A 24,868-nucleotide genomic window follows, 5' to 3' on the forward strand; every position below is an offset into this window, starting at 1 on the left:
TCCCTCACACCTCCTTGCCGGACGCGGAGGCCGACGCGGTGGACCGGGCGGACGCCGAGACGGTGGCTGCGCCCTCGCCGGTCTCCTCGGGCAGCTCGGCCCGGGCGGCGGAGCAGGCGCGCTGCACGCCCCGTACGACGCTGTGGTAGCCGGTGCAGCGGCACAGGTTGCCGGTGAGCCACTCGCGGATCTCGGGCTCGGTCGGCGCCTCGCGGTCCGCGGCGTTGTCGTTGAGCGCAGTCTCGACGAGTTCACCGAGGGCCATCACCATGCCGGGGGTGCAGAACCCGCACTGGGTTCCGTGCTCCTGGCGCAGGGCCTCCTGGAGGCCGGTGAGTTCGCCGCCGCGCGTGGTGACACCTTCGATGGTGGTCACCCGGGAGCCGGCGGCCGACGCGGTGAGGATCAGGCAGCTCTTGACCGAGCGGCCGTCGAGCTGGACGACGCAGGTGCCGCACTGGCCGGTGTCGCAGCCGACCTTGGTGCCGGTCAGCCCGAGGCCGTCGCGGAGCCGTTCCACCAGCAGTTCGTTCGGCTCGGCCGAGAACTGCTCGGGTCTTCCGTTCACGTTCAGTGAGATATCCATGCCAGCGCCTGCGCTTCCGTGAGCGGCCGGTTGTAAAGGGGCCCGCCGGGCTGCTGGAGAATTCCTCCGGCGTGCAGCGAGCCGGTGTCGACGGGGGCGAATCCCAAATCCGAGATGATTCCCGCGACGATTTCCTTCGCCTTCTCGTCGTCACCCGCCGTGAAATGGGCAAGGCGTTCGCCCCCCGCGGCGCTCCCCCTGGACTTCGTCACGGAGGCGCGTCCGGCAACGGCGAGAGTCTCGAAATGCATGGTGTTCAGGGATTTCACAAGCCGGGCGCCGGGGTACCAGTCGGCGACCAGTTCGCTGGAGGTGCGCCCGTCCGGGTCCGGCGGTGCGCCCGCGCCGCTGAACGTGTTGGTGGCGTCCACCAGCACCTTGCCCTCCACGGACGCGGGCGCCAGGAGTCCCCGGACGCTCGCGTGCGGCACCATCAGCACCAGCAGGTCGGCCCGGTCGGCGACCTCGGCGGGGTACGCCGCCGAGGCCGCCGGGCCCAGTTCGGCCAATAAGGGGCCGATCGACTGCGGTCCGCGGGCATTGGCCAGCACGACCTCGTGCCCGGCCGCCACCAGGATCCGCGCGAGGGTGGAACCGATCCGCCCGGTGCCGATGATGCCTGTGCGCATTGCCGCTCCTACTCCGTCGGTGCCCGGTCGGTCAGCCCGTACGGGCACTCAGTCCATGCCGATCCAGACCGACTTGGTCTGGGTGTAGCTCTCCAGGGATTCCGGTCCGCACTCGCGGCCGTATCCGGAGGCCTTGTAGCCGCCGTACGGCACGGAGGGGTCGTACTGGTTGTAGCAATTCACCCAGACCGTGCCGGCCTTGATCTGGGAGGCCACCCGGTGGGCGCGCCTCAGGTCCTTGGTGTGGACTCCGGCGGCGAGCCCGTACGCGCTGTCGTTGGCGATCCGGATCGCGTCGTCCTCGGTGTCGAAGGGGATGATCGACAGCACCGGACCGAAGATCTCCTCCTGGGCGATCCGCATGCCGTTGTCGACGCCGGTGAAGACGGTCGGCAGGAAGTACAGGCCCTGGCTGGAGGCCCCGTCCGGGGTCCAGCCGGTGCCGCCGGTGCGCAGGACCGCGCCTTCCTTCTCGCCGATCTCGATGTACGAGCTCACCTTGTCGAACTGCCCGCGGTGGGCCAGCGGACCGAACAGGGTCTCGGGGTCGCGAGGGTCGCCGGGCTTCAGGGCGGCGGCCCGCCGGACCAGGCGTTCGACGAGTTCGTCGTGGATCGGGCGCTGGAGCAGCAGCCGGGAGCCGGCGGTGCAGATCTCGCCCTTGTTGTAGTAGATGCCGAAGAAGGCGAGTTCCTCGGCGGCGTCCAGGTCGGCGTCGGCGAAGACGATGTTGGCGGACTTGCCGCCGAGCTCCATCGTCACCTTCTTCAGGGTGCCCGCCGACTTGCGGATGATCGACTGGCCGACCGCGGTGGAGCCGGTGAAGGCGATCTTGTCGATGCCCGGGTGGTCGGTCAGGGTCTCGCCGAGTTCCACGCCGGGTCCGGTGATCACGTTCAGCACGCCGTCGGGGATCTCCGCCTCCTGGAAGAGTTCGGCGATCTTCAGCGCGGTGAGCGGGGTGGCCGGGGAGGGCTTGTGGACGACCGTGTTGCCCGCCGCCAGCGCCGGTGCGATCTTCGTCATCGACAGCAGCAGCGGGAAGTTGAACGGGGTGATCGCGCAGACCACGCCCAGCGGCTCGCGCAGGGTGTACGCGAGCTGCCCGCCGGCCGGGGCCCGCGAGGAGCCGTCGACCCGGGTCACGGCGCCGGCGTAGTAGTGCATGAGCTGGGCGGCCATGGGGGCGTCGACCGTGCTGGAGAAGGCGAACGGCTTGCCCATGTCCACCGTCTCCAGCAGGGCTATCTCCTCCAGGTCGCGCTCGATGAGCTCACCGACCCGGTTCAGCCTCAGCGCGCGCTCCTGGGCGGAGAGTCTGCTCCAGGGACCTTCCTCGTACGCCTGGCGGGCGGCGGCGACGGCCGCGTCCGCGTCGGCGGCGGTGGCCTGTGCCACCGGTACGATCTCCTGTCCGTCCACGGGGCTGATGTCCGGCTCGGTACGGCCGTCCTGGGCCGGAACCCATGTGCCGCCGATGAACAGCTTCCCGGGGTTGGCCAAGGGCTGGTCGCTGAGCGCGCGCTTGGTCATGGCTGCCTTCCGGTGTCGGATGCGGGGGCGTTCTAGCCCTTGGCGAGCTGCGTCAGGAACGTCTCGGCAAGGGCCTTGGAGGAGTACGGGTTCTGGCCGGTGGTGAGCCTGCGGTCGACGACCACGTGGGAGTCCCAGATCTTCTCGGCCTTCTCGTAGCGGGCGCCGAGCCGGGTGAGCTCGGCCTCGAGGATCAGCGGGAGCCGGCCCGCCATGTTGGTGACCATCTCCTCGCTGTGCGAGAAGGCCGTCATCCGGTAGCCCTCGAACGGCCAGCGGCCTTCGCCGTCGCGCAGTGCGAGCAGCGCGGTGTGGCCGTGGCAGACGGTGGCGAGCGGCTTGTCCTGGGCGATGGCCCAGCGCAGGACCTGCGCGAGTTCGGCGGAGTGGGGCAGGTCTCCGATCGCGCCGTGGCCGCCGCTGACGTAGATGCCGTCGTACTCGGCGATGTCCTTCTCACCCAGGGACTCCAGGGCGATGGGGGTGCGGAGCTGGGGGGTGTTCTCGATGACTCTCACGTACTCGGCGGCGTTGGCCGCGTCCTCGTCCGGCGAGCCCTGGGGGCGGACCCACTGGAGGAACTGGGGGTCGATGCTGGTCTGGTCGACCGTGGGGGCCCGGCCCCCGATCGTCGCCACGTCCACGGTGTGGCCTGCGGCCTTGAAGAGGGTGTAGGGAACGACGAATTCCTCGGCCCAGAAACCCGAGGGATGCTGTTCGCCGTCCAACAGATGGAGCGTTGCCTTGGCCGTCATGACGACGAGAATCTTCATGACTGTTCTCCTTGTTCTGGAATCGCTGCCGATTCAACACGCCCCCCGCAGGGGGCGTAAGGGGGGGAGCGTCAGGCGCGCGATACTTCGTGAGGTGCGTCCAACGCCGAGATGATGGTGCGGAATTCACCGACCAGGGGATGGTCGGGATGCGCTTCGGCGAATATGCGCTCGCCGTACAGGGCGGCCATTTCCGGCACATAAGGAAGGATTCCGGCCAGGGGGGCGCCGTACACCTCCTCCGCTCGGCGGCGCAGGTGCTCGCCGTCGACGCCCTCGGGGGCCATGCTCATGACCAGGGCCCGCCGGCAGGCCAGCCTTCCGGCCAGGGCGATGGTCTCCTCGACTCCGGACAGGTCGATGCGGTCGGCCCGGGCCAGGATCATCAGCACGTCGGCGCTCGCCATGGCGGTCACCGACTCGTTGTTCAGCCCGGCGTGGGTGTCGAGCAGCAGCACGTCGAGCGCGTGGTGCCCGGCCAGCCGGTCGAAGCCCTCCGGCAGCAGCCCCACGTCGTAGCCGCTCGTCATGAGCTCGCGCAGGGCCGCCGTCCCGGTCCGGGCCGGTACGACGTACAGCCCGGGCACGCCGACCTGCTGGGCCGTGGCCTCGATCTCGCAGCGTCCGAGCAGGTAGTCGGCCAGGGAGGGACCCGGGCCGAGCCGGAAGAGCAGGTCCAGGGTGGGCGACTGGATGTCCGTGTCGACCACCCCCACCCGGCGTCCCCCGCCCGCGATGAGCAGGGCCAGGTTCGCCAGTACCGAGGACTTCCCGGTGCCCCCGCGGTGCGAGTGCACCACGATGGTCCGGGTCATCTAGGCCACCACCCGGTGCCCGGCACCGTCCGCGTGCGGCCCCCGCGCCGCGCGTGGCCGGTGCAGGGCCAGCATGGTGACGTCGTCGTGCTGTTCGGCTGTGCCGGTGTGCTCCCGTACGGCGGTGTCCATCCGGTCGACCACCTCCCTGCCGCTCGCCGGGGGGCCGGCGAGCAGCTCCAGCATCCGTTCGTCACCCAGGAAGCTGCCGCTGGGGCAGCGGGCCTCCGGAACTCCGTCGGTGAACACGAACAGGGTGTCGCCGGGGTCCAGCTGGGCGTAGCCGAGGGTGTAGACGCAGTCCGGCAGCACCCCGACGGCGGGTCCGGTGACCTCCAGGGCGAGCGGGTCGCCGCCGTCGGCGCGCAGCAGCAGCGGTGCGTTGTGGCCCCCGTTGATGTACACGACGCTGCCGGTCAGCGGGTCGAGCACGCCGAAGAAGAGGGTGGCGAAGTAGCCCTGCCTCAGGTGGTTGCGGGTCAGGTAGCCGTTGGTGGCGGTGACCGCGTTCAGCAGCGGTGTCGCGCCCACCACCGGGATCCGCCGGCTGCCGCCCGCCCGTCCGGCGGCCACCAGGTGCTGGAGCCCGCTGTTCTCCGCGGTGTGCCGCAGCAGCGAGCGGATCAGCGCCATGAACAGCGCGGCGCCGACCCCCTTGTCGCAGACGTCGGCGACGACGAAGGCGATGCGGCGCCCGCGGGAGATCTCGAAGACGTCGTAGAAGTCCCCGGCGACCTGCCGGGCGGGCCGGAACCGGACGTCGATCTCCCAGCCTTCGGGGACCGGCAGCGATTCGGGCAGGAAGCCCGCCTGGATCTCCCGGCCGATCTCCAACTCCTTTTCATAGCCCATGAGTTCGGCGCGGGCATCGGCTTCGCGCAGGTTGCGGCCGAGTCCGGCGCGCTCCGAGCAGCTGTGCAGCCGGGCCCCGACGAGGGTGGGCAGGAAGGGCGGTACGAGGTAGTCGTGGCCGAGCCGGACGTGCGCCTCCAGCGCGGCGAACTCCGTCACCGTCCAGACGACCACGATGGGTGCCCCGGCCCAGCGGCGCAGCCGCCGCACCGCGAGGCGCACCGACTCGCCGTCGGCCTCGGCCGGGACGAGCAGTACGTCCGCGACGGGCAGCCCGTCCAGCGGGCCGCTCCGCAGCTCGCTCAGGGTGCGGGTGACGAGCTCCGCGTCCATCGACCGCAGCGCGTCGAGCAGCTCGAGCGGCGGTGGCGGGTACTCGTCAAGGATGATCACGGTCGTGGAGGGCATGGGTCCGTCCCCTCGGCGTTCACAGTCAGCGTGCTGATGTTGCGGCCGTCCCTGCGTACGTAGCTGAATTCGTCCACGCTGGTCAGCGCCAGGTGGATGCCGAGTCCGCCGACCCTGCGCCGCTCGGGTGGAGTCCCGGGGGCGGGGGGCAGACAGCCTTCGACGGGGTCGAAGGCCGGCGCGGAGTCCGCTATGGAGATCTGCACCCGGCCGGGACCGGAGCGGCCGCGGACGGTGATCCGCCCGTTGCCGCCCCGGTACCCGTGCATCACGATGTTCGTGGCCAGCTCGTCCACGGCCAGCCGGATCCGGTACGAGGGGCCCTTGCCCAGCCCCGCCATGCCGGTCAGCCGCAGGACGAACGAGGCGATGTCGCCCAGTGCCCCCAGCGTGGCGGGCACCTCCAGCTCGGCGGGCGTCCTCGCCAGTTCGACCATCTCACTCATGCGATTCACTCATCGGAGAGCACGATGCTGCGGTCCAGCCCGGCCGTCCGGATGGTCCGGGACACGGGCTCGATCGCGCCGACCACCTTGATGGTCACGTGGTTCGCCACCTTCTGCTGGGCGAAGACCAGGGACCGCAGTCCGGCGCTGGCCATGTAGCCGACACCGGCCATCCTGATCTCGACCGTGCCGGTGCCGTGCCCGGCGGCCTTCTCGATGGTCTGGTGGAAGTCCGGAGCGGTGTTGGCGTCCAGCTCGCCCGCCAGCTCGATCACGGTGGTGTCGCCCTCGATGCTCAGGGACACGGAAAGCGGCATGTGAGGTCTCCTTCGGCCGTTCGGTTGGGGCGTTCGGTCGGGCAGGTGCTCCTAGAGCTCGGGATCGGGCGTCCGGCCGACCAGGATCACGACCGAGCGCGGCCCGATCAGGTACTTGCCGGCGTTGTCCAGCTCGGTCTCACCGCCCGGGGTGCGGATGTCGTGCGGGGCCTCGGCCCCGGTGTCCGCGAACAGGTGCCAGCTGCGCCCGTGCGGCAGCACGGGCAGCTCCAGGTCGTGCGCCTCCCAGTGCGCGTTCATGGCCACGTACACCACGTCGTCGTCACCGGTGCCGCAGCGGGCCACGGCCAGCAGCCGGCTGTCCGCCGACCAGTCGGGCTGCCAGGCCCGCTCCCCGTGCCAGCTGATGTCCGGCAGGCCGAGGATCTCGCGGACCTGACCGGTGGGGTGGGAGGTGGAGCGCAGTTCGCGGTGGCGCCCGCGGAAAGCGATCATCTCCCGCGTGAACCGGAGCAGTTCGGCGTTTTCGTCGACCTGGTCCCAGTCGAACCAGGAGAGTTCGTTGTCCTGACAGTAGGTGTTGTTGTTGCCCTGCTGGGTGCGGGCCACCTCGTCGCCGGCGAGCAGCATCGGGATGCCCTGGCTGGTGAACAGGATCGCCAGGGCGTTCTTCATCTGCCGCAGGCGCAGCCTGTTGACCTCGGGGTCGTCGGTCGGCCCCTCCGCACCGCAGTTCCAGCTGTTGTTGTCGTTGGCCCCGTCGTTGTTGCCCTCGCCGTTCGCCTCGTTGTGCTTGTCGTTGTACGAGACGAGGTCGGCCAGGGTGAAGCCGTCGTGGGCGGTGAGGAAGTTGACCGAGGCGGAGGTGCCGCGGGTGGAGTACAGGTCGGGCGAGCCGGCGATCCGGGTGGCCAGGTCCCCGGTCACCCCGGGGTCGCCCTTGAGGAAGCTGCGCACGGTGTCGCGGTACTTCCCGTTCCACTCCGCCCAGCGGCCGTACGCCGGGAAGTTGCCGACCTCGTAGAGGCCGCCCGCGTCCCAGGCCTCGGCGATGAGCTTGGTGTGCCTCAGGACCGGGTCGTAGGCGAGCATCTCCAGCAGCGGCGGGTTGGGCAGCGGAGTGCCGTCCAGGTCCCGGCCGAGGATGGCCGCGAGGTCGAAGCGGAAGCCGTCGATGTGGTAATCGGCGACCCAGTGGCGCAGGCAGTCGAGCACGAAGTTGCGCACGACGGGGTGGTTGCAGTTGACCGTGTTGCCCGTGCCGCTGAAGTTGAAGTAGTACCCCTCGGGCGTGAGCATGTAGTACGTGGCGTTGTCGAGCCCCTTGAAGGAGATCGTCGGGCCCTGCTCGTTGCCCTCGGCGGTGTGGTTGAAGACGACGTCGAGGATGACCTCGATGCCGGCCGCGTGCAGGTCCTTGATCAGGGTGCGGAACTCGTCGCCCTGCATCCCGTAGCGTCCGGTGGCCGCGTAGCCGGCCTTGGGCGCGAAGAACGAGATGGTGTTGTAGCCCCAGTAGTCGTAGAGGTGCTCGCCCGTCTCCGGGTTGGAGCGCATGTTGTCGCTCTCGTCGAACTCGAACACCGGGAGCAGCTCGATGCAGTTGACCCCGAGCTCCTTCAGGTACGGGATCTTCTCCCGCAGCCCCGCGAACGTGCCGGGGGCCGTGACCCCGGAGGAGGGGTGCCGGGTGAAGCCGCGCACGTGGGTCTCGTACACGACGAGGTCCTCGGCGGGCAGCCGCAGCGGGGTGTCGTCGCCCCAGTCGAAGTCCTGGAGGCAGACGCGCGAGCGGTACTGGTAGCCGCGGCTGCGGTCCGGCTCCACGCCCCACACGTCGCGGCCGGCGATCAGCCGGGCGTACGGGTCGGACAGGACCTGCCGGGCGTCGAAGCGGTGGCCGGTGACGGGGTCGTACGGGCCGTCGGCCCGGTACCCGTACTCGATGTTCTCGTGGTCGAGGCCGAAGACCGTCATGGCGAAGACGCTGCCGGTGCGGAACTCCTCGGGGAATTCCAGCTCGGCCATCGGCTCGGGCTCTCCGCGCTTGAAGATGACCAGGGTCATGGAGGTCGCCTGGTCGGAGTAGACGGAGAAGCTGACCCCGCCGGGGACCACGTTGGCCCCGAACGGGAACGGTTTGCCGGCGCGGACGCGGTACCCGCCCACTTCGTGGGTCGGGTACGCGTCGACGCGCAGGACCTGCTCGGAGCGGGCCTCGGTCATGGTGCGACCACGCCGGCGACGGAGCCGGCCTTCGCCGTCTGCCTGGGCCGCGACTTGGCCTCGGCGGCCGCCGCCTCGCCCGTCTCGAAGAAGTCGAGGAAGCCGGTGGCCGACATGACGAACCGGACTTCCTCGCTCACCCCGTACAGGGTGACCGCGACCCCGGCGTGCTGGGCCTCGCGGTAGACGACGAGCAGGGTGCGCAGGCCCGCGCTGGACACGTACGTGACGGCCGTGAGGTCGATGCGCAGCGGCCGGCCCTCGCGGACCAGCGGCAGCAGGGCCTGCAGCAGCTGTCCGGAGGTCTCACTGTTGATCTCGCCGGTGGCGACGAGGACGGTACCGCCCTTGTTGCGGCGTTCCTTGACGTTCAGAGACATTGCTTTCCCCTCTAGTCGGGGCGCCCCCCGTTGAGCGCTATGAAGTCACCGGGCGCAGCCGGACCTTGACCTTGACCCGCCCCTGGACGTCCGGCAGCTTGACGGTCAGACCGTCCGCGTCGAAGTCCCGGTACGGCTTCTCGTCGATCTCGACGGACGCGATCTGCACCGATCCCGCGGGCAGCAGGTCGGGCGAGACGCGCAGCACGCGGTCGGGCAGGTTGGTCGGGTCGGGCTTGAAGTGGAAGTCCATCTCCCGCCCGTTGATGAGCAGGTTGTTGTAGACGGCGGACAGGTAGCAGAGCTCCGCCGAGTGGTACATGGACATCGAGTGGCTGCCCTTGAGCCGCTCCGTGCCGAGCAGGTACGGCGTACCGCTGGCGAGCACGTTGAAGTAGACGGCTCCCTCGTCGTGGTCGAGGAAGAACGTGTTGTAGAAGGCCTGCGCCTGCCGGGCCTCGCGCAGGAAGGCGTCGCCGCCGACCGTGCCGTTCAGGATGAGGTAGGCCAGGATCGCCTGCTCCTGCTGCCACCAGGCCTTGCGGTCGTGCCAGGCGAAACGATACGTCTCCTGGTCGCCTTCCTTGACCCGCTCGACCACGTCGTACCAGCCGCCGCGCTGCACGTCGCTGCCGACGGCCGGCATGATCTCGCCGATCTTGCGGGCGAGCTCCTCGTAGGCCGGCTTCGGCTTCAGCGAATTCATCCGCATCAGGTTCCAGGCGATCTTCAGGTTGTGCCCGACCACCGCGCGGTTCTGCTGCCAGCTGTGCGCGGTGTCGTGCGACCAGTCGCGGAAGAAGCGCTCCTGGACGAAGGGGCTGTTCTTGTAGTCCGGGAACTTGTCCGCGATGGTGTCGAAGGTGTACTCGAGGAAATCGGCGTACTTCTGCTCGCCGGTCGCCAGGTACAGGTTGATCAGGTACGCGGGGGCGTGGTCGCCGACCGAGTTCCAGTTCTTGCGCTCGGCGTTCTCGCCGAGGGACTCGTGGTCCGCGCTGAACAGGATCGGGTCGATGTGCGAGTAGTAGCCGCCCTGCTCGCGGTCCAGGAAGAACTTGTCGAACAGCCGGATCGTGGCGTCCGCGTCGTTCTTGATCCGGACGTCACCGGTGACGCGGTAGGTCTGGATCGGGCCGGCCAGCGCGTAGATCTGCTCGTACATCGGGATCGCGTCGTAGTCGTCGGAGAACTCCGAGGTGAACAGCTTGCGCTCGCTGTCCCCGTCGACGCTGATGCCGTGGTACCAGAAGACCACGTCCTCCTCGCTGTCCACGACCCGCATGTGCTTGCGCAGGTACTCGGTGCCGCGCTCGGCGACCTCCAGGTACTCGTCCTTGCCGGTCAGCAGGTAGGCCGAGGCCATGCCGTAGACCAGCCGGGAGATCGTGTCGGTCTCCTGGACGTGGCTGGCGGTCTTGTCGCCGCCGAGCCGGATCTCGGTGCGGTACTCGGAGAAGTCCACCGGGCCCTCGCCGAACTGCGCCCGCTTGTAGAAGTCGGCCAGCGACTCGATCTGCTTGACCCACCAGCTGGGCTCCTCGAAGCGGTAGTCCTCGGCGCCGCGGCCCAGGAACACCAGGCGCTTGGCGTCGAAGCGCCCGCCGTGCTCCGGGTAGTGCACGCCGTAGACGAAGAGGAACCGGCCCGGCGAGAGCATCTCGTCGATGTGCCCGGAGGCGTCGATGTACGGCTCGTCCAGGTTGCGGACCAGCTCGGCGCTCGGGTCCCCGGCGAGGGAGACGTCGAACTCGCGGCCGTCCGAGGTCTTCAGCCGCAGCAGGCGGGACCCGGAGTCGAAGCGGCCGACGTAGCCCGCGATGGTGTCGGAGAAGGAGAAGCTCACGGCGTCCGCCATGTCATGCACCGTCCTTGTCGTGTGAGCGGTCGTCCTCGAATCCCTGACTGACCTCGACGATCACCCCGTCGGGATCGCGGACCCACACGGTCCGCCAGCCGCAGATGAAGTCGTCGAAGTCCAGCGGCCCCAGGGTCACTTCGGCCGCGTCGCCCAGCTCGGCCAGGAACGCGTCCACGCTGTCGGTCTGGAAGGCCAGGTGGCGCATCCGGCCCGGGGCCTGTGGCCCGTCGTCGTGCGCGGTACGGGCCGGCTCGGTGCCGGCCGCGAAGAGCTCCAGGTACGCGTCCCCCTTGCGCAGGAACACGATCTGCGACTCCCCGAGGTCGACCACCCGGGCCCGGGTGAAGCCGAAGTACCGGGTGTAGAACTCCTCGGTCGTCTTCTGGTCCGTGCAGTTCAGGCCCACGTGCGACCAGACCATCGCGCGCTCCCCGGCGCCGGGCATCAGCCGGCCCCCCGGCCCCGCCCCGCCGCGACCAGCTCGATGATCCGGCGTGCGAAGAGGTGGTGGTGGGCTCCGGTACGCCCGGTGACCAGGTCGCCGTCGACCACCACGTCCTCGTTGACGTACTCGGCGCCCATGTTGCGGACGTCGCCGATGAGGTTGTTGTGACAGACCACCTTGCGGCCCCGGATCTTGTCCGGGATCGAGGAGGCCAGCCACATGCCGTGGCAGATGATCCCCTTCAGGACCGTCGGCTCCTCGAAGGCCCGCCGCAGCAGCTCCGTCGCCGGAGCCAGCACGTCCACGTCCTCGGTGTAGCGCAGCCGGTCGGCCACCATGCCCGAGGGCACGATGATCGCGGCGTACCGGCGCAGCTCCTCGTCGCTCAGCCCCTCCAGGGACTTGTCGGCGGTGAACGGCGCCCGGTACTCGTGGCCGGAGAAGGTGATGGAGTCATTGCCCCACAACCGGGTCAGGAAGTCGACCTCGGCGCCCTCCTCGGCGAAGCGGTGCTGGTAGTAGAAGATCTCCGGCTCGTAGAAGTCGCTCTCGACGAGGACCGCGATCCGGGTCCCGCTCAGCGCACCCTCGCGCAGCACGGCGTCAGGCACGGGACACCCCCCTCAGGAAGTCCGCCGCGCGCTCGGCGATCATCGCGATGGCGGTGTGGCAGTTGCCCGACGGGACGGCGGGCATCACGCTCGCGTCGACGACGCGCAGGTTGCGTACGCCGTGCACCCGCAGCTCGGGGTCGACGACGGCGAGGTCGTCGATGCCCATGCGGCAGGAGCCGGCCTGGTGGTGGTAGCTCTCCGACTTCTGCCTCGCGAAGGTCCGCAGGTCCTCGTCGGAGACGAAGCCGGGACCGGGCTGGAGCTCCTGCTTGTACCAGGGCGAGAAGGCCGAGGTCGCGAAGATCTCCCGGGCCAGCTTGATGCCCTGCACCATCCGCTCCAGGTCCCAGCGGTCGCCCAGGTAGTTCGGGTTGATCAGCGGGTGGGCCAGCGGGTCGGCGCTGGCGAGCCTGATCCAGCCGCGCGAGACGGGCCGCACGACGCCGGGCAGGATGCTCACCGTGTTCGGGTGGTCCTTGCCGACGATCACGTCGAACGGCACGTGGACGAAGGCGATCTGCAGGTCGGGGGCGGGCAGGCCCGGCTGCGAGGACAGGAACAGAGCGCTCTCCGACAGGTTCTGCGCCGGGGGCGGGAGCTCCTGGGTGACCTCGGCCATCAGCCCGGTCAGGACGTGGTTGTGGAAGTTCTCGCCGACGCCGGGCAGCGCCGCGACCGTCTCGATGCCGTGCTCGCGCAGCTGCTGGGGGTTGCCGATGCCCGAGAGCAGCAGCAGCTTCGGGGACTCGATCGCCCCGGCCGCCACGACCACCTCGCGGCGGGCCCGTACGGAGTGCGGCCCCGGCTCGGCGCTCGCGCTGTGGCCGTCGCGCACGGTCCGGCCGGGGAACTCGGCCGGCGGCGCCGACTGCACGTACTCCACGCCCGTGCAGGTGTCGCCGTCGAACAGCAGCCGGGTGCTCTGCGCGCTGGTGCGCAGCGTCAGGTTGGGGCGGTCCAGGGCCGGCTCCAGATAGGCGGCCAGCGTGCCCTGGCGGCGTCCGTCGGCGACGTCGATGTGGTGCCAGCCGGTGCCGAAGAGGCCGCGCCGGGGCCCGTCGGTGTTGAAGTCGGCGATCTCCTGGTGGCCGAGCTCGACCGCCGCGTCGATGAAGGCGCGGGAGACCGGGTTCGGGCCGTGCTGCCCGGCGTTGGTAATGCGCTGCGGTCCGCGGGTGCCGGTGGTGGCGGCGGTGGCGTCCTCCTGGCCCTCCAGGAGCGCGAAGTACGGCAGGACGTCCTCGTACGCCCAGCCGGCGGCGCCCTGGTAGGCCCAGTTGTCGAAGTCCGAGGCGTGGCCCCGGATGTGCATCATGATGTACAGGTTGCTGCTGCCGCCGGGGGCCTTGCCGCGCGGTTCGTACGTTCGGCGGCCGTCGAGCCCGGGCTGCGGGACGCTGGTGTAGCCCCAGTCGACGGGCCCGCCGAGCAGCTTGTACCAGGAGGACGGGTCGTCCACCTCGGGCGGGATGCGGTTGCCGCCCGCCTCCAGGACCAGGACGGAGACGTCCGGGTCCGCGGAGAGCCGGTTCGCGAGGACGCTGCCCGCGGTGCCGGATCCCACGATGACGTAGTCGTACTCTTCTCTCTCTGCGATCGCCACGTCCCGGCCCCCTCAGCCCTGGCCCAGCACCTGGAAGGGGACGGTGTCGTGGTAGTTCGCCATGTAGGCGATCTTTCCGTCCACGATCTTGAAGAAGTTCATGACCTCGGCCTCGATCGCCTCGCCGGAGGCGCTGACGGCGCTGAGGTGGGAGACGGCCGCGGCCTTCTCCCCGTCGACGAGGAAGTGCACGGGCTCGTTTCGGAAGACCCGGTACATCGTGCCCATGCCCTTCATCATCGAGCGCAGGACCTCCAGGCCCTCGATGTGGCCGGCGAGCTGCTCGTCCATGACCTGGTCGTCGGCGAACAGGTCGCACCAGCGGTCCCAGTCCCCGGCGTTGGCGTACTCGTAGTACTTCTCAAGGATCTGTCGTGCGTCCACAGCGCTCATCGCGCTCCTCCCCCTATCGGTCCCTGCGCGTTCCGTCCGGCGCGAACGGCGCCCAGAACTGGCTGAAGGCGGTCGCCGAGTCCCCGAAGAGCCCGTCGCGGCCCTCGATGATCCGGCCGTCCCGCCACCGCATGAAGTGGAAGACGGGGTAGTCCATCCGCTCGTACGGGGACCCGCTCGCCTCGTCCGCGCCGTCCCGCACGGCGACGTTGCGGCACACGTCGGCGCTGCAGTCCTCGCCGACGAGCACGGCCTGGATGTCCATGCGGAAGGTGCCGCCCGTGAGCTTGTGCGTCTGGCCCATCAGCTCCAGGAAGGCGTCCAGGCTCTCGTACCAGCCCGCCAGCGGGTGGTTGCCCGGCACCAGCCAGCGCAGGTCCTCGGAGTAGTACTCCAGGATGCGGGCCCGGTCGCCGGAGCCGAGGGCGGCGTAGGCCGCCTCGACCCGCTCCCGTGTCACTTCGGTCATCGTCGCTTCTCCTTCGCCGGCGCTCAGAGCGAGGCGGAACCGGGCATCGGAGCCAGGTCGTTGACGGTGTACTGCTTGATCAGCGGTCCGTCGGGGCCGGCCACGACCGTCCAGGTCTGGTCGGCGTCGAAGCCGAGCCACTGGCTGCGGGCGGCCGGCGGGTCCCAGATCTTGGCCTGCCAGTTGACGAGGACCCGGACGATCGCCCGGTCGCCCTCGATGACGGGCTCCACCTTCGTGACGGTGTGGACCTCGTCGAAGAAGCGGTTCGTGACGGCGGTGTACCAGCGGCCGAAGCCCTGGTGTCCGAGGAAGGTGTCCTCGGGGACCTTGAACTCCAGGTCCTCGGTGATGAGGGCGAGCACCTGCTCCTGCGGCAGGTGCTGGTCCAGGGCCACGTACCAGTTCTCCGCGAAGGTGCGGATCGCGTCCTCGGTCAGCCGCTCGGCGGGCATGCGGTCTCCTCCTGTCCGTGGTGGTGTGCGGTGCGGTGCGTCAGATCTGTACGTCGACGAGGAACGGTCCGGGGTGCTCCAGCATCCGGGCCACGGCGGCGACCGCCTCGTCCGGCTTCTCCACCCGCACCCCCTCGGCGCCGAGCGCCCGCGCCAGCCCGGCGAAGTCGATCTCGGGGTGGGAGAGGTCGAAGGAACCCGGGAAGCCGTGCTGCGGAATGTCCCGCTCCCGCCAGTACTGGGCGATGTTGTCGTCCAGCAGCCGGTACTTGCGGTTGTTGCAGACCACGAACTTGGCGTCGATGCCGTGCCGGACCGCGGTCCACAGCGCCTGGTACGTGTACATCGACCCGCCGTCGCCCGCGAAGCCGACGACGAGGCGGTCCGGACGGGCCAGCTTGGCCCCGACCGCCCCCGGGAAGCCCACGCCGAGCGAACCGCCGCGGGTGAGGTGGTAGTCCCCGGGCCGCTCGGGCGGCAGATACCGGGTGACCAGCGGCGAGGTGGTCAGCGCCTCGTCGAAGACGATCAGGTCCCCGCCGGTCCGCTCGGCCAGGGTCCGTAGGAAGACGGCCATCGGCGTGCCGTCCTGGTCGGCCTCCCCGGACCGGGCGGACAGCGCCCGCTCCCGGGTGCGGGCGTCGAGCCGGGCGGCCGCGGCCGCCCGCCGCTGCGGGGTCAGCAGCCGCTCGAGCACGGGGGCCAGGGCGTGCAGCGCCTGCCGGGGGTCGGCGGCCAGCCCCAGGTCGACCGGGTGGTTCTTGGCGATCTCGTAGGCGTTCAGGTCGATGTGGACGACCTTGGCACCGGCCCGGAAGGGGCTCTCCAGCTCGGGGAACACCTCGGGGAAGACATAGGTGCCGACGATCAGCACCCCGTCCGCCGCGGCGACGAGCTCCCTGCTGTGCGGGCCGAACATGTGCCCCGTCTGACCGCGGCGCAGCGGGTGCGAGGCCGCGATGTTCACCTCGGAGGAGTCCACCTCGTACACGTCGGCGCCCAGCAGCTCGGCGACGGCGGCCAGTTCGCGCTGGGCCCCGGAGAGGGAGACCCCGTCCCCGACGAGGACCACGGGCCGCTCCGCGGAGGCCAGCAGCTCGGCCGCCCGCCCCACCGAGGCCGGCGAGGGCGCCACGTCCGTGAGCGGCACCGCGGCGGGCAGGACGGGCTCGGAGTTCAGCTCGTCCAGCACGTCCATCGGCAGCGCCACGAAGACCGGACCGCGCGGCGGCGTCAGGGCGATCTTGACGGCCCGCCGGATGGTGCGCAGTACGGAGTGCCGGTCGGTGACCCGCGTCGCGTACTTCGTCACCGGCTTCGCCATGGCCACCAGGTCGGACGCCATCTGCGCGTCCATCGCGTCGTAGCGGACGCCGGCGTCACCGGCGACCACGACGAGCGGGGTGTGGCCGCGCAGGGACTGGTAGAGCATCCCGATGCCGTTGCCCAGCCCCACTCCGGAGTGCAGCTGGAGCAGGGCCGCGCCGCCGGTGGCCCGGGCGTAGCCGTCGGCGATGCCGGCGGCCACCGTCTCCTGGAGGGCGAGGACGTAATGGAAGTCCTCCGCCGCGTCCACCGCGTCGAGGAATCCCTGTTCCACCGTCCCCGGATTTCCGAACATCACATTCAGGCCGTCGGCCTTGAACTGCTCGATCAGCCTTTCCCGTCCGGGAGTGGCTTCGGAACTCATCGAAATCCCCCTCGTTTCCACGGGTTTTTGGATCACCACCCGTAGCGGGTGAGGCCTTCCTCCAGGACTTCCACGATCTTCTGCCCCGTGAGATACGAATCGGGGGTGGAACGGCCGGTCACGAACGGGTAGTCGACGATCACCGAAAGCGGGTGACCGAAATTCCCGTGGTACGCCCCGCGCGGCCCGGTGGCATCGCGCAGGATGTACTCCAGCGGGTACGGCGGCGGGCCCATGTTGAAGTCGGTACCGAGGAATCCGGTGCCGTCCTTGTAGTCGTACTCCTTGCAGTGCCCGGTGACGTGCTTGCCCCAGATGATGCTCCTGCGGTCGCCCCAGTCCCGGGCGAAGGCCAGGCAGGCCACGCCGTAGCACTCGGCCGCCACGACCTTGCCGGCCTTCTTGAAGGCCAGGATGAGGGCGTGCACCCGCTCGTTGTTGGCGAGGTCGACGATGGGGCCGCTGCCGCCGACGATCAGGACCGCGTCGTAGCCGGCGATGTCCGACTCCAGCTTGTCCAGATCACGGTGGTACTGCTCCAGCTTGCGCAGATAGCCCTCGTCGCTCGTGTACGGGCGCTCCGGGACCCACGCCTCGATGTCGAGCGGCGAGTCCAGCCGGCTCGACTGCTCGAACTCCCGCCCCAGCCGGGCGTTCTCCTCGGTGGTGACCGAGCGTCCCAGTGGAGGGTCGATGAAGTTCGCGTCGAGGCTCGGCGGAAGAGCGTGCGCACGCTTTCCGGTCGGCGTGGCGAATACGACTTCGTAGCCCCGCTCATCGAACTTCGATACGGGGCCTATCAGTTCTTCGGCCCAGTAACCGTGTTCGGAGACAATGACCAGAATCTTTCTGCTCACGGATTCCTCCAGGCGCCGCCTGTTGTCGTTGGCGTCCACCACACTGCTTGTGCCCGAGGGCTCCGTCAAAGCGCCCGTACGCGACTTCGTGAGGTAGGCGGGCAGGTCGCAGGGGCACCTCAGGTAGTCACTTCCGGAGGTCATGAAGTAGCCGCGAGACTTCATGACTTCGGCCGAATCGCTGAACCATTACGGGGGCCCCGCCCTATGGTCTGGACGCGCCGTGAATCACGGGTGCGCGAAGGACCGAGGAGAGGGACGGGGACGATGACGACGGACCTGTTGTGCACACACACCGATCAGATACGTCCGGTGAAGCCGGGCACCGAGGGCTGCGAGGAGTGCCTCGTCCTCGGCGACACCTGGGTGCACCTGAGGATGTGCCTGAGCTGTGGGCACGTCGGATGCTGCGACTCCTCCAAGAACCGCCACGCCACGAAGCACTACCGCACCACCGAGCACCCCATCGCCGCCTCGCACGAGCCCGGCGAGACCTGGGCCTGGTGCTACGCCGACAAGCTGATGCTGGACGCGGCGTGAGCGCGGCCCCGGAGAGCGCCACCGCCCCCGCCACGGCGGCCGCGGCCGAGCGCGCCGAGAGCAGGAAGCCCGTCATCCTGGCCGTGGACGACGATCCGCAGGTGCTGCGGGCGGTCCGCCGCGACCTGCGCAGCGCGTACGGCGACCGCTACCGCGTGCTCGGCGCGTCCTCCGCCGCCGACGCGCTCAAGATCCTGGACTCCCTCGACGAGCGCGGCCACGACCCGGCGCTGTTCCTCGTGGACCAGCGGATGCCCGACGTGACCGGCGTGGAGTTCCTCCTGGAGGCCGTCAGCCGCTTCCCGGACGCCCGCCGCGTCCTGCTCACGGCGTACGCGGAGACGGACGCGGCGATCACCGCCATCAACCGGGTCCGGCTGGACTACTACCTGCTCAAGCCGTGGGACCCGCCGCACGAGCGGCTCTTCCCCGTCCTGGACGACCTGCTCTCCGACTGGCTGGCCACCTACCGCCCCGCCTACGACGGCATCATCGTCGCCGGCCACCTCGTCGCCCCCGGCACCCACGCCGTCCGGGACTTCTTCACCCGCAACGGCCAGCCGTTCCGCTTCCTCAACGTCGAGCGCGACCCCGAGGCCCTGACCCTGATCGCCGCCCAGCCCGACGCGGCCCTCCCCCTCGTCCGCTTCCCGGACGGGGCGGTGCTCTCCGCGCCGTCCGACACCGAGCTCGCCCAGCGCCTCGGGCTGGCCACCACCGCCTCGCGCCCGCACTACGAGTGCGTCATCGTCGGAGCGGGCCCCGCGGGCCTGGCGGCCGGTGTCTACGCGGCTTCGGAGGGCCTGTCGACGCTGATGCTGGACTCCCGCGCCCCGGGCGGCCAGGCCGGCACCTCCAGCCTGATCGAGAACTACCTCGGCTTCCCCTCGGGCCTGTCCGGCGGCGACCTGACCCGGCGCGCCACCATCCAGGCCTCCCGGTTCGGCGCCGAGATCCTGCACCCGGTGGAGGTGGTCTCGCTGACCCGGGACGACCCGGCGAAGATCCTGACCCTGGCCGACGGCACGGAGATCAGCGCCGAGACGGTGCTGCTGGCCACCGGGGTCTCGTACAACCGCCTGGAGGCCCCGGGCGCGGACCGCTTCGAGGGCGCGGGGCTCTACTACGGCGCGGCGACGACGGAGAGCTCGGCGTGCATCTCGCAGCACGTGTTCATCGTGGGCGGCGCCAACTCGGCCGGGCAGGCGGCGGTGCACTTCGCCAAGTACGCTGCCCGCGTGACCATCCTGGTCCGCGCCGAATCGCTGGACGCGAGCATGTCCCGCTACCTGATCGACGAGATCGACCGCACCCCGAACATCGAGGTCAAGGTCCGCACGACGGTGGTCAGGCTGGACGGCGGGGAGCACCTGGAGGAGCTGACCCTGCACGACGCGACGACGGGTGAGGACACCCGGGTGCCGGCCCGCTTCATGTTCACCTTCATCGGCGCCCGCCCGCACACCGACTGGCTGTCGGGCGTGGTCGAGCGGGACGAGTACGGCTTCGTCCTCACCGGGTCCGACCTGATCGCGAACGGCGGCGAACTCCCGGCGGAGTGGAGCCTGGAGCGCGCCCCGTACCCGCTGGAGACCAGCGTCCCGGGCGTCTTCGCGGCCGGAGACGTCCGGGCCCACTCGGTCAAGCGCGTGGCGTCGGGCGTCGGCGAGGGCGCGATGGCGGTCTCGTTGATCCACCGGTACCGCTCGATGGGCTGAGAGCGAACACGATTCCCTTGCGATCAAGCGGGGGCCGGATGCAACGTTGATTACATGATTACAGCCGAGCAGAGCGAGCAGCTTCGCACGTGGTTCGCGGACCGCCTCCCGGTGGACGTGTACGAGTCCCTGATCGACGTGACGGTCGACCGCGAGGAGATCACGGTCGTCGGCGCCATCCCGGCGACCGAGTCGGTCAAGGAGTTCCGCGAACGCACCCGCGAACAGCGCATCGAGGTCGCACGGGAGGCGGAGGAGCTCTACCGCCGCAAGGTCGCCTGGGCCGTCCAGTCCGGCGACGACCGCATCCTGTTCACGCACCTGGCGGTCCCGGTCATGACGCGTCTGCGCCAGCCGGAGCGCCAGGTACTCGACACCCTGGTCGCGGGCGGCGTCGCCCGCAGCCGGGCCGACGCCCTCGCCTGGTGCGTCCGACTCGTCGGGCGCAACACGGACGAGTGGCTCACCGAACTCCGCGACTCCCTGGCCAAGGTCCAGCAGGTCCGCGCGGCGGGCCCCGACGTCGCCGACGCCACGGGCGCGTCCGACGCGTCCGACGCCACGGACTCCCAGAAGTCTGAGTCGGAATGACGAAAGCCCTCCCCACCGGGGCATGATCACGCAAGTCTGACAGCGAGCCGACCGGCACCGATCACAGGGAGAGGCACGCCCCATGACCACCACCGTCGAATACATCCGCTACCGGATCGCATTGGACGACCAGCAGGCCTTCGAGGACTCGTACCGGCAGGCCGCGGAGGCCCTGGCCGCCTCACCCGAGTGCATCGACTACGAGCTGGCCCGCTGCGAGGAGGACAACGACCGGGAGCGCTACATCCTCCGCATCCGCTGGACGTCGGTCGACGCCCACCTCAACGGATTCCGCAAGGGCGAGCACTTCCCGGCGTTCTTCAGCGCGATCCGCCCGTACGTGAAGGCCATCGAGGAGATGCAGCACTACCGCGTCACCGACGTGGCCGGCCCCGGAAAGGCCGCACCCCAGTCATGAGCACCACACCCGGCACCACCCCCACCATCTACGAGTGGATGGGCGGAGCGGAGGCGATGAACCGCCTCACCGACGCCTTCTACGGGCACGCCCTGCAGGACGAGATCCTGGCCCCGGTGTTCGCGGGCATGGACTCGGAGCACCCCCAGCACGTCGCCGTCTGGCTGTCGGAGGTCTTCGGCGGCCCGACGGAGTACACGGCCCACCACGGCGGCCACCAGCACATGGCCACCAAGCACCTGGGCCGGGGCATCACCGAACGGCAGCGCCGCCGCTGGGTGGACCTGCTGATGGACACGGCGGACGAGGTCGGTCTCCCGACGGACCCCGAATTCCGCGCGGTGTTCGCGTACTACATCGAGTGGGGCACCCGCATGGCCCTGATCTACTCGGGCCCCAACCCCCCGCCGGTGGACGCGGCCAAGATCCCCGTCTGGTCCTGGGGCCAAACGCCCCCGTGGATCCCGAAGAGCTGATCCCGTGCGGGGCAGAGCCGACCCCTCTGCCCCCACGAACCGCCCCCCCCGGCCCGCCCGCCCGACCTGCCCGCCACGTCAGGCCCGGGGTCCGGGCCCTTGAGCGCGTCCGGCGTTCGAGGACCGGGGTCCGGGGCGGAGCCGCACGGCGAAGGGGCGGGGCGGGGAGAGCGCCGCGCAGCGGCACCCCACCCCAACTCACCGGCCCGACGGCCTCCGCGGACCGCCCCCGCGGACCGGCGGTCCGTCCGGCGGCGGCCCGGCGGCAGCCCCCGGCTCGGCGACGAGTACGGCCAGCGCCCCCTCCTCCGCGTCACGCCAGAACTCGACGGCCCCCTCCAGGACCTCCCCGAGCGTCGCCCACTCCCCCGGACGCTCCGCCGCGTACGACGACCACGAGATCACGACCAGCAGCCGCCCCGGCGCATCCGGCAGCCACGACAGGTCGCGCAGCGCATCGGCCAGCGCATCCCAGTTCCCCCCGAACCACGCCGGCACGTGCAGCGCCGCCCCCCACCGCCGCAGCAGCTCGGCCTTGCCGTCCACGCCGGCCAGGTCCACCCGGAGCGTCGTCCAGCCCGCCTTCTCGGCCGCGGCCAGGGCCGGAGCGGGCGGCTGCGGTTCCAGGGTCATCGCAGGACCGCCTTGAAGGTCTCGTAGTGGTCGTCCGTGTAGAAGAACTCGCCACCCTCACCGGTGACGATCCGCCGCGCTCCACGGTCGCGCTCACCGGGGGTCTTCACGGTGAACTCGTGGTAATAGCCGCGTTTCTGCTGCGGCAGGACCTTCTCGAAGTTCCCGAAGACGGTCCCGTCCTGCCGGTACGCGTACGGCCCGCCCCTGTCGATCAGCGCGAGCACGTCCCGGGCCTGCGCGGGCAGCGCATCGGCCCGTACGGTGGCCATCCCCTTGGCCCACGCGGGCACGGAGGCCCGCCCCGGGGCCGGCACCGCCCCGGTGGCATCAGCCCCTGAGCTCACTCCGGCCACGGCGGACGGCGACGCGGTCTTTCCCCCGCCACACCCCGCCACGCCGATCAGCGCGACGCACAGGAACAGCGCGCCCACCACGCACCGCAGCAACGACCGGGGCACGTCCCTGAAGATCATGCACCGATCGTGCCAAATATCCGATTCGCTCGCGAATCGCGCGGTGCCGGTGGCCCCGAGGACGACATCCTCAGAGCGCGGACATCTTGGTGTATGGACTCAGGATTCTCTTCTGGACCGACCCGAAGTCGACCAGGACGGCGATCCCCTCCTCGATACCGACGACACGGCCCAGGCCGTGCTCGTCGTGAGAGACCCGGTCGCCGACGCTGAACTGCCGGAGCGGCGGTTCCACGGGGGCCTTGAACGGGCTGGACGGCAAATGGCGGCGAGGTACTGCTGACTTTGTCATTGGGACCAGTATGCGCCCCGCAGGCCGCCCCACGGGCCGCCGTTCGGATCTCAATTGCGGCACCATCCGCCCCGGCGCACCCGAGAGGACCGCGCGGCACCCGAGAGGACCGCGCGCCGCGCCGCCCGCCGGCCCGGATCAGTCGTCCGGGTCGGCCCGGTCCAGCGCGGGCCGCAGCCCCGGGGCCGACTCGGTGAGCAGGTAGTCCGCGACGGCCGTGTCCGTGACCAGGCTGGTCACGAGCCCCGACCGGAGCACGGCCCCGATCGCGGAGGCCTTGCGGAGCCCGCCGGCGATGGCCACGACCTCGGGGATGCGGCGCAGCCGGTCGGCCTCGACGGTGATGCAGCGCTCGCCGAGGTCCCGTCCGACACGCCGCCCTTCGGCGTCGAACAGATGGGCGGACATTTCGGCTGCGACGCCGAGCGAGGCGTAGTGCGCCCGCTCCTCGTCGGTGAGCATGTCGTGGACGGTCGAGATGCCGGGCTCCCACGAACCGATCGACACCGCCGCGACGGTCACCTTGTCGAAGTACTCGAAGGCCCGGGCGATGCCCGTCTGGCTGCGCAGCGCGGCCGCGGTGGCCGGGTCCGGGAGCAGCATCGGCGCGTAGATCGGGTGCGCGTCGCCGCCCGAGACCTGGGCGGCCCGCCGCACGGCCTCCACGGAGCCGCGCTCGGCCGTGCCGGCGTCGTACACACCGGTCAGCTGCACCACGGTGCACTGGGGCAGCCGGTGCAGGGAGGCGGCCATGTGGATGGTCGACCGCCCCCAGGCCAGACCCAGTACGTCGCCCTCGTTGACGAGCTCGCCGAGCAGGTCGGCCGCGACCGCACCCAGGTTCTCCGGGTCCGGGGCGTCCTCGGTCGCGTCGGCCGGGGACTCGACCACCACCGCGTGCCGCAGCCCGTACCGGGCCCGCAGCGCGTCGGAACGCTCCGCGTCGAGCTCGGCGGGCACCCGGATCTCGATCCGTACGAGGTCACGCTCCAGGGCGGTCTCCAGGACCCGGGCCACCTTGAAGCGGCTCACGCCGAACTCCTCGGCGATCTGGATCTTGGACTTTCCCTCCAGGTAGAAGCGGCGGGCCATGGCCGCCGCCTGCACCAGCTCCGCGGGTCCCATCCGCAGGGCTGACCGTCCCGCCGACATTGCAGACACCGCGTTCTCCTCACTGCTGTTCACATTCTCGACTCGCCGTTCATCCTGTCAGATCCGGCGGCCGTTGATCAGCCTGGACAGCTCCCGTTCACCGAGCTGTTCACCAACCCTCGTCTCAGTGGTCACACGCCCAGGGCGCCGCGGCGATCGCGACGTCGGCCTGCTCACGCAGGGTACGCACGGCTGCGGCCGGGTCGACCGCCCCGTAGACGGCGCTACCCGCGACGAACACGTCGGCGCCGGCCTCGGCGCAACGCTCGATGGTCGTGGCCGAGACCCCGCCGTCGACCTGGAGCCACAGCTCCAGGCCGTGCTTGGCGATCAGCTCCCGGGTACGGCGGATCTTGGGGAGCATGATGTCGAGGAAGGGCTGGCCGCCGAAGCCCGGCTCGACCGTCATGATCAGCAGCATGTCGAGCTCGGGGAGGAGGTCCTCGTACTGCTCGATCGGCGTGGCCGGCTTGAGCGCCATGGACGCCCGCGCCCCCTTGGCCCGGATCTCCCGCGCGAGCCGCACGGGCGCGGCGGCGGCCTCGGCGTGGAAGGTGACCGATCCCGCCCCGGCCTCGACGTACTGCGGCGCCCAGCGGTCCGGGTCCTCGATCATGAGGTGCAGGTCCAGCGGGATGTCCGTGGCGCGGCTCAGGGACTCCACGACGGGCATACCGAGGGTGAGGTTCGGGACGAAATGGTTGTCCATGACGTCGACATGCAGCCAGTCGGCCCCCTCTACGGCCTTCGCCTCCTCGGCGAGGCGGGCGAAGTCGGCGGACAGGATGCTGGGATAAATCTGAGCGGCCATGCCCCAAGCCTGCCATGCCCCCGCGCACTTCCGGCCACGACCCCGCATCTCGAGACTCCGGTAGCCCCACTTAACGGATCACGCGGAACGCTCAAGCAGTGCTTGGAGATCGAGGTGGGGCGGGGGCGGGGGCGGGACGGGGGGGGCGGGACGGGCGGGGCCGGGTCGGTGGGGCGGGGCGGGAGCCAAGGGGCAGGCACAGGCGGGACAGGGGCCGAAGGGTGGGGCGGGACTCCCGGGGGCGGGGACGGGCGGGACAGGGGTCAGAAAGGTGCGGCGGGACTCCCGGAGCGGAGACAGGCGGGACAGGGGCGGGATTCCCGGGGGCGGGGTCCGGGCGGGGCGGTGTCGGAGTGGGTCCGGGGGCGTCCCGTCAGTCCACTGTCCTTCCGTGCCGTGCCGGCCCGTCAAGGGCGCTCCTCCTTCGTCGTCGCGTCGCTTCGCGATG

Annotated in this window: 29 protein-coding genes; 5 read left to right on the top strand and 24 right to left on the bottom strand. The window is 70.5% G+C overall.

What is annotated here, in order from left to right:
* Positions 1-4: 4 nt before the first annotated feature.
* The 19 genes from ACIPK4_RS34210 to ACIPK4_RS34300 all read right to left on the bottom strand — a co-directional run bounded on the left by ACIPK4_RS34210 (position 5) and on the right by ACIPK4_RS34300 (position 17,313).
* Complete coding sequence (locus ACIPK4_RS34210; protein ID WP_402320229.1) at positions 5-568, bottom strand: (2Fe-2S)-binding protein; 564 nt, start codon at positions 566-568, stop codon at positions 5-7.
* Positions 569-570: 2 nt separating this feature from the next.
* Positions 571-1,215, bottom strand: coding sequence for an NADPH-dependent F420 reductase (locus tag ACIPK4_RS34215; protein ID WP_402320232.1), 645 nt, complete (start codon positions 1,213-1,215; stop codon positions 571-573).
* A 48-nt stretch (positions 1,216-1,263) separates the two neighbouring features.
* Positions 1,264-2,748: an aldehyde dehydrogenase family protein gene (locus tag ACIPK4_RS34220; RefSeq protein WP_402320235.1), complete on the bottom strand. Its 1,485-nt coding sequence runs from the start codon at positions 2,746-2,748 to the stop codon at positions 1,264-1,266.
* 32 nt (positions 2,749-2,780) lie between these two features.
* Positions 2,781-3,521: a type 1 glutamine amidotransferase domain-containing protein gene (locus ACIPK4_RS34225; protein ID WP_402320237.1), complete on the bottom strand. Its 741-nt coding sequence runs from the start codon at positions 3,519-3,521 to the stop codon at positions 2,781-2,783.
* Between the two features lie 71 nt (positions 3,522-3,592).
* A complete protein-coding gene (locus ACIPK4_RS34230) occupies positions 3,593-4,336 on the bottom strand; it encodes a MinD/ParA family protein (protein ID WP_402320240.1) in 744 nt (247 codons plus the stop codon).
* Complete coding sequence (locus tag ACIPK4_RS34235; RefSeq protein ID WP_402320242.1) at positions 4,337-5,596, bottom strand: PP2C family protein-serine/threonine phosphatase; 1,260 nt, start codon at positions 5,594-5,596, stop codon at positions 4,337-4,339.
* Positions 5,578-6,042 carry an ATP-binding protein gene (locus ACIPK4_RS34240; protein ID WP_402320245.1) on the bottom strand — a complete coding sequence of 155 codons (465 nt, stop codon included), beginning with the start codon at positions 6,040-6,042 and terminating at the stop codon, positions 5,578-5,580. Before ACIPK4_RS34240 ends, ACIPK4_RS34235 begins: the two co-directional genes overlap by 19 nt.
* Positions 6,043-6,047: 5 nt before the next feature.
* Positions 6,048-6,359 (bottom strand): STAS domain-containing protein, encoded by a 312-nt coding sequence (locus ACIPK4_RS34245; protein ID WP_352215546.1) that lies wholly within the window; start codon positions 6,357-6,359, stop codon positions 6,048-6,050.
* Between the two features lie 51 nt (positions 6,360-6,410).
* The gene (gene glgX, locus ACIPK4_RS34250; RefSeq protein WP_402320248.1) at positions 6,411-8,546 is read right to left on the bottom strand and encodes a glycogen debranching protein GlgX; all 2,136 of its coding nucleotides are present in this window, start codon (positions 8,544-8,546) and stop codon (positions 6,411-6,413) included.
* Positions 8,543-8,926, bottom strand: coding sequence for an STAS domain-containing protein (locus tag ACIPK4_RS34255; RefSeq protein WP_376197945.1), 384 nt, complete (start codon positions 8,924-8,926; stop codon positions 8,543-8,545). Before ACIPK4_RS34255 ends, glgX begins: the two co-directional genes overlap by 4 nt.
* Positions 8,927-8,963: 37 nt before the next feature.
* Positions 8,964-10,784: an AGE family epimerase/isomerase gene (locus ACIPK4_RS34260; protein ID WP_402320252.1), complete on the bottom strand. Its 1,821-nt coding sequence runs from the start codon at positions 10,782-10,784 to the stop codon at positions 8,964-8,966.
* Position 10,785: 1 nt separating this feature from the next.
* Entirely contained in the window at positions 10,786-11,208 is a 423-nt protein-coding gene (locus tag ACIPK4_RS34265; RefSeq protein WP_402320254.1) for a VOC family protein, read from the bottom strand.
* Positions 11,209-11,231: 23 nt separating this feature from the next.
* Positions 11,232-11,843: a DJ-1/PfpI family protein gene (locus ACIPK4_RS34270; protein ID WP_376197938.1), complete on the bottom strand. Its 612-nt coding sequence runs from the start codon at positions 11,841-11,843 to the stop codon at positions 11,232-11,234.
* Entirely contained in the window at positions 11,836-13,449 is a 1,614-nt protein-coding gene (locus ACIPK4_RS34275; RefSeq protein WP_402320257.1) for a GMC family oxidoreductase, read from the bottom strand. The genes ACIPK4_RS34270 and ACIPK4_RS34275 overlap by 8 nt, the downstream gene beginning before the upstream one ends.
* A gap of 12 nt (positions 13,450-13,461) precedes the next feature.
* Positions 13,462-13,842 carry a nuclear transport factor 2 family protein gene (locus ACIPK4_RS34280; RefSeq protein ID WP_376197932.1) on the bottom strand — a complete coding sequence of 127 codons (381 nt, stop codon included), beginning with the start codon at positions 13,840-13,842 and terminating at the stop codon, positions 13,462-13,464.
* A gap of 13 nt (positions 13,843-13,855) precedes the next feature.
* Complete coding sequence (locus tag ACIPK4_RS34285; RefSeq protein WP_376197929.1) at positions 13,856-14,311, bottom strand: nuclear transport factor 2 family protein; 456 nt, start codon at positions 14,309-14,311, stop codon at positions 13,856-13,858.
* 23 nt (positions 14,312-14,334) lie between these two features.
* Positions 14,335-14,766, bottom strand: a complete 432-nt coding sequence (locus tag ACIPK4_RS34290) for a nuclear transport factor 2 family protein (RefSeq protein ID WP_402320260.1) — start codon at positions 14,764-14,766, stop codon at positions 14,335-14,337.
* A gap of 40 nt (positions 14,767-14,806) precedes the next feature.
* Positions 14,807-16,456: a thiamine pyrophosphate-binding protein gene (locus ACIPK4_RS34295; RefSeq protein ID WP_402320263.1), complete on the bottom strand. Its 1,650-nt coding sequence runs from the start codon at positions 16,454-16,456 to the stop codon at positions 14,807-14,809.
* A 32-nt stretch (positions 16,457-16,488) separates the two neighbouring features.
* Positions 16,489-17,313, bottom strand: coding sequence for a type 1 glutamine amidotransferase domain-containing protein (locus tag ACIPK4_RS34300; protein ID WP_376197922.1), 825 nt, complete (start codon positions 17,311-17,313; stop codon positions 16,489-16,491).
* Positions 17,314-17,580: 267 nt separating this feature from the next.
* Between ACIPK4_RS34300 and ACIPK4_RS34305 the strand changes: the two genes are divergently transcribed.
* The 5 genes from ACIPK4_RS34305 (at position 17,581) to ACIPK4_RS34325 (ending at position 21,056) form a co-directional block, all read left to right on the top strand.
* A complete protein-coding gene (locus ACIPK4_RS34305; protein ID WP_402320265.1) occupies positions 17,581-17,853 on the top strand; it encodes a UBP-type zinc finger domain-containing protein in 273 nt (90 codons plus the stop codon).
* A complete protein-coding gene (locus tag ACIPK4_RS34310; RefSeq protein ID WP_402320267.1) occupies positions 17,850-19,571 on the top strand; it encodes an FAD-dependent oxidoreductase in 1,722 nt (573 codons plus the stop codon). The genes ACIPK4_RS34305 and ACIPK4_RS34310 overlap by 4 nt, the downstream gene beginning before the upstream one ends.
* A gap of 54 nt (positions 19,572-19,625) precedes the next feature.
* Entirely contained in the window at positions 19,626-20,162 is a 537-nt protein-coding gene (locus ACIPK4_RS34315) for a hypothetical protein (RefSeq protein ID WP_376197913.1), read from the top strand.
* A gap of 82 nt (positions 20,163-20,244) precedes the next feature.
* Positions 20,245-20,580, top strand: coding sequence for a putative quinol monooxygenase (locus tag ACIPK4_RS34320; RefSeq protein WP_376197910.1), 336 nt, complete (start codon positions 20,245-20,247; stop codon positions 20,578-20,580).
* On the top strand, positions 20,577-21,056 hold the full coding sequence (locus tag ACIPK4_RS34325) for a group II truncated hemoglobin (RefSeq protein WP_376197907.1): 480 nt from the start codon (positions 20,577-20,579) through the stop codon (positions 21,054-21,056). Before ACIPK4_RS34320 ends, ACIPK4_RS34325 begins: the two co-directional genes overlap by 4 nt.
* A gap of 198 nt (positions 21,057-21,254) precedes the next feature.
* Here the strand turns inward: ACIPK4_RS34325 and ACIPK4_RS34330 are convergent, their stop codons facing one another.
* From ACIPK4_RS34330 to rpe, 5 genes are all read right to left on the bottom strand, one after another.
* Positions 21,255-21,689: a barstar family protein gene (locus ACIPK4_RS34330; RefSeq protein WP_402320272.1), complete on the bottom strand. Its 435-nt coding sequence runs from the start codon at positions 21,687-21,689 to the stop codon at positions 21,255-21,257.
* A complete protein-coding gene (locus ACIPK4_RS34335) occupies positions 21,686-22,165 on the bottom strand; it encodes a ribonuclease domain-containing protein (protein ID WP_402320275.1) in 480 nt (159 codons plus the stop codon). Before ACIPK4_RS34335 ends, ACIPK4_RS34330 begins: the two co-directional genes overlap by 4 nt.
* 70 nt (positions 22,166-22,235) lie before the next feature.
* On the bottom strand, positions 22,236-22,457 hold the full coding sequence (locus ACIPK4_RS34340) for a CarD family transcriptional regulator (protein ID WP_030157491.1): 222 nt from the start codon (positions 22,455-22,457) through the stop codon (positions 22,236-22,238).
* A 138-nt stretch (positions 22,458-22,595) separates the two neighbouring features.
* Complete coding sequence (locus ACIPK4_RS34345) at positions 22,596-23,609, bottom strand: sugar-binding transcriptional regulator (protein WP_030388458.1); 1,014 nt, start codon at positions 23,607-23,609, stop codon at positions 22,596-22,598.
* Positions 23,610-23,733: 124 nt separating this feature from the next.
* Positions 23,734-24,420: a ribulose-phosphate 3-epimerase gene (rpe, locus tag ACIPK4_RS34350; protein WP_376197899.1), complete on the bottom strand. Its 687-nt coding sequence runs from the start codon at positions 24,418-24,420 to the stop codon at positions 23,734-23,736.
* Positions 24,421-24,868: the final 448 nt, after the last annotated feature.

The sequence above is a fragment of the Streptomyces sp. NPDC086989 genome, assembly GCF_044745505.1.
Taxonomy (GTDB): Bacteria; Actinomycetota; Actinomycetes; order Streptomycetales; family Streptomycetaceae; genus Streptomyces.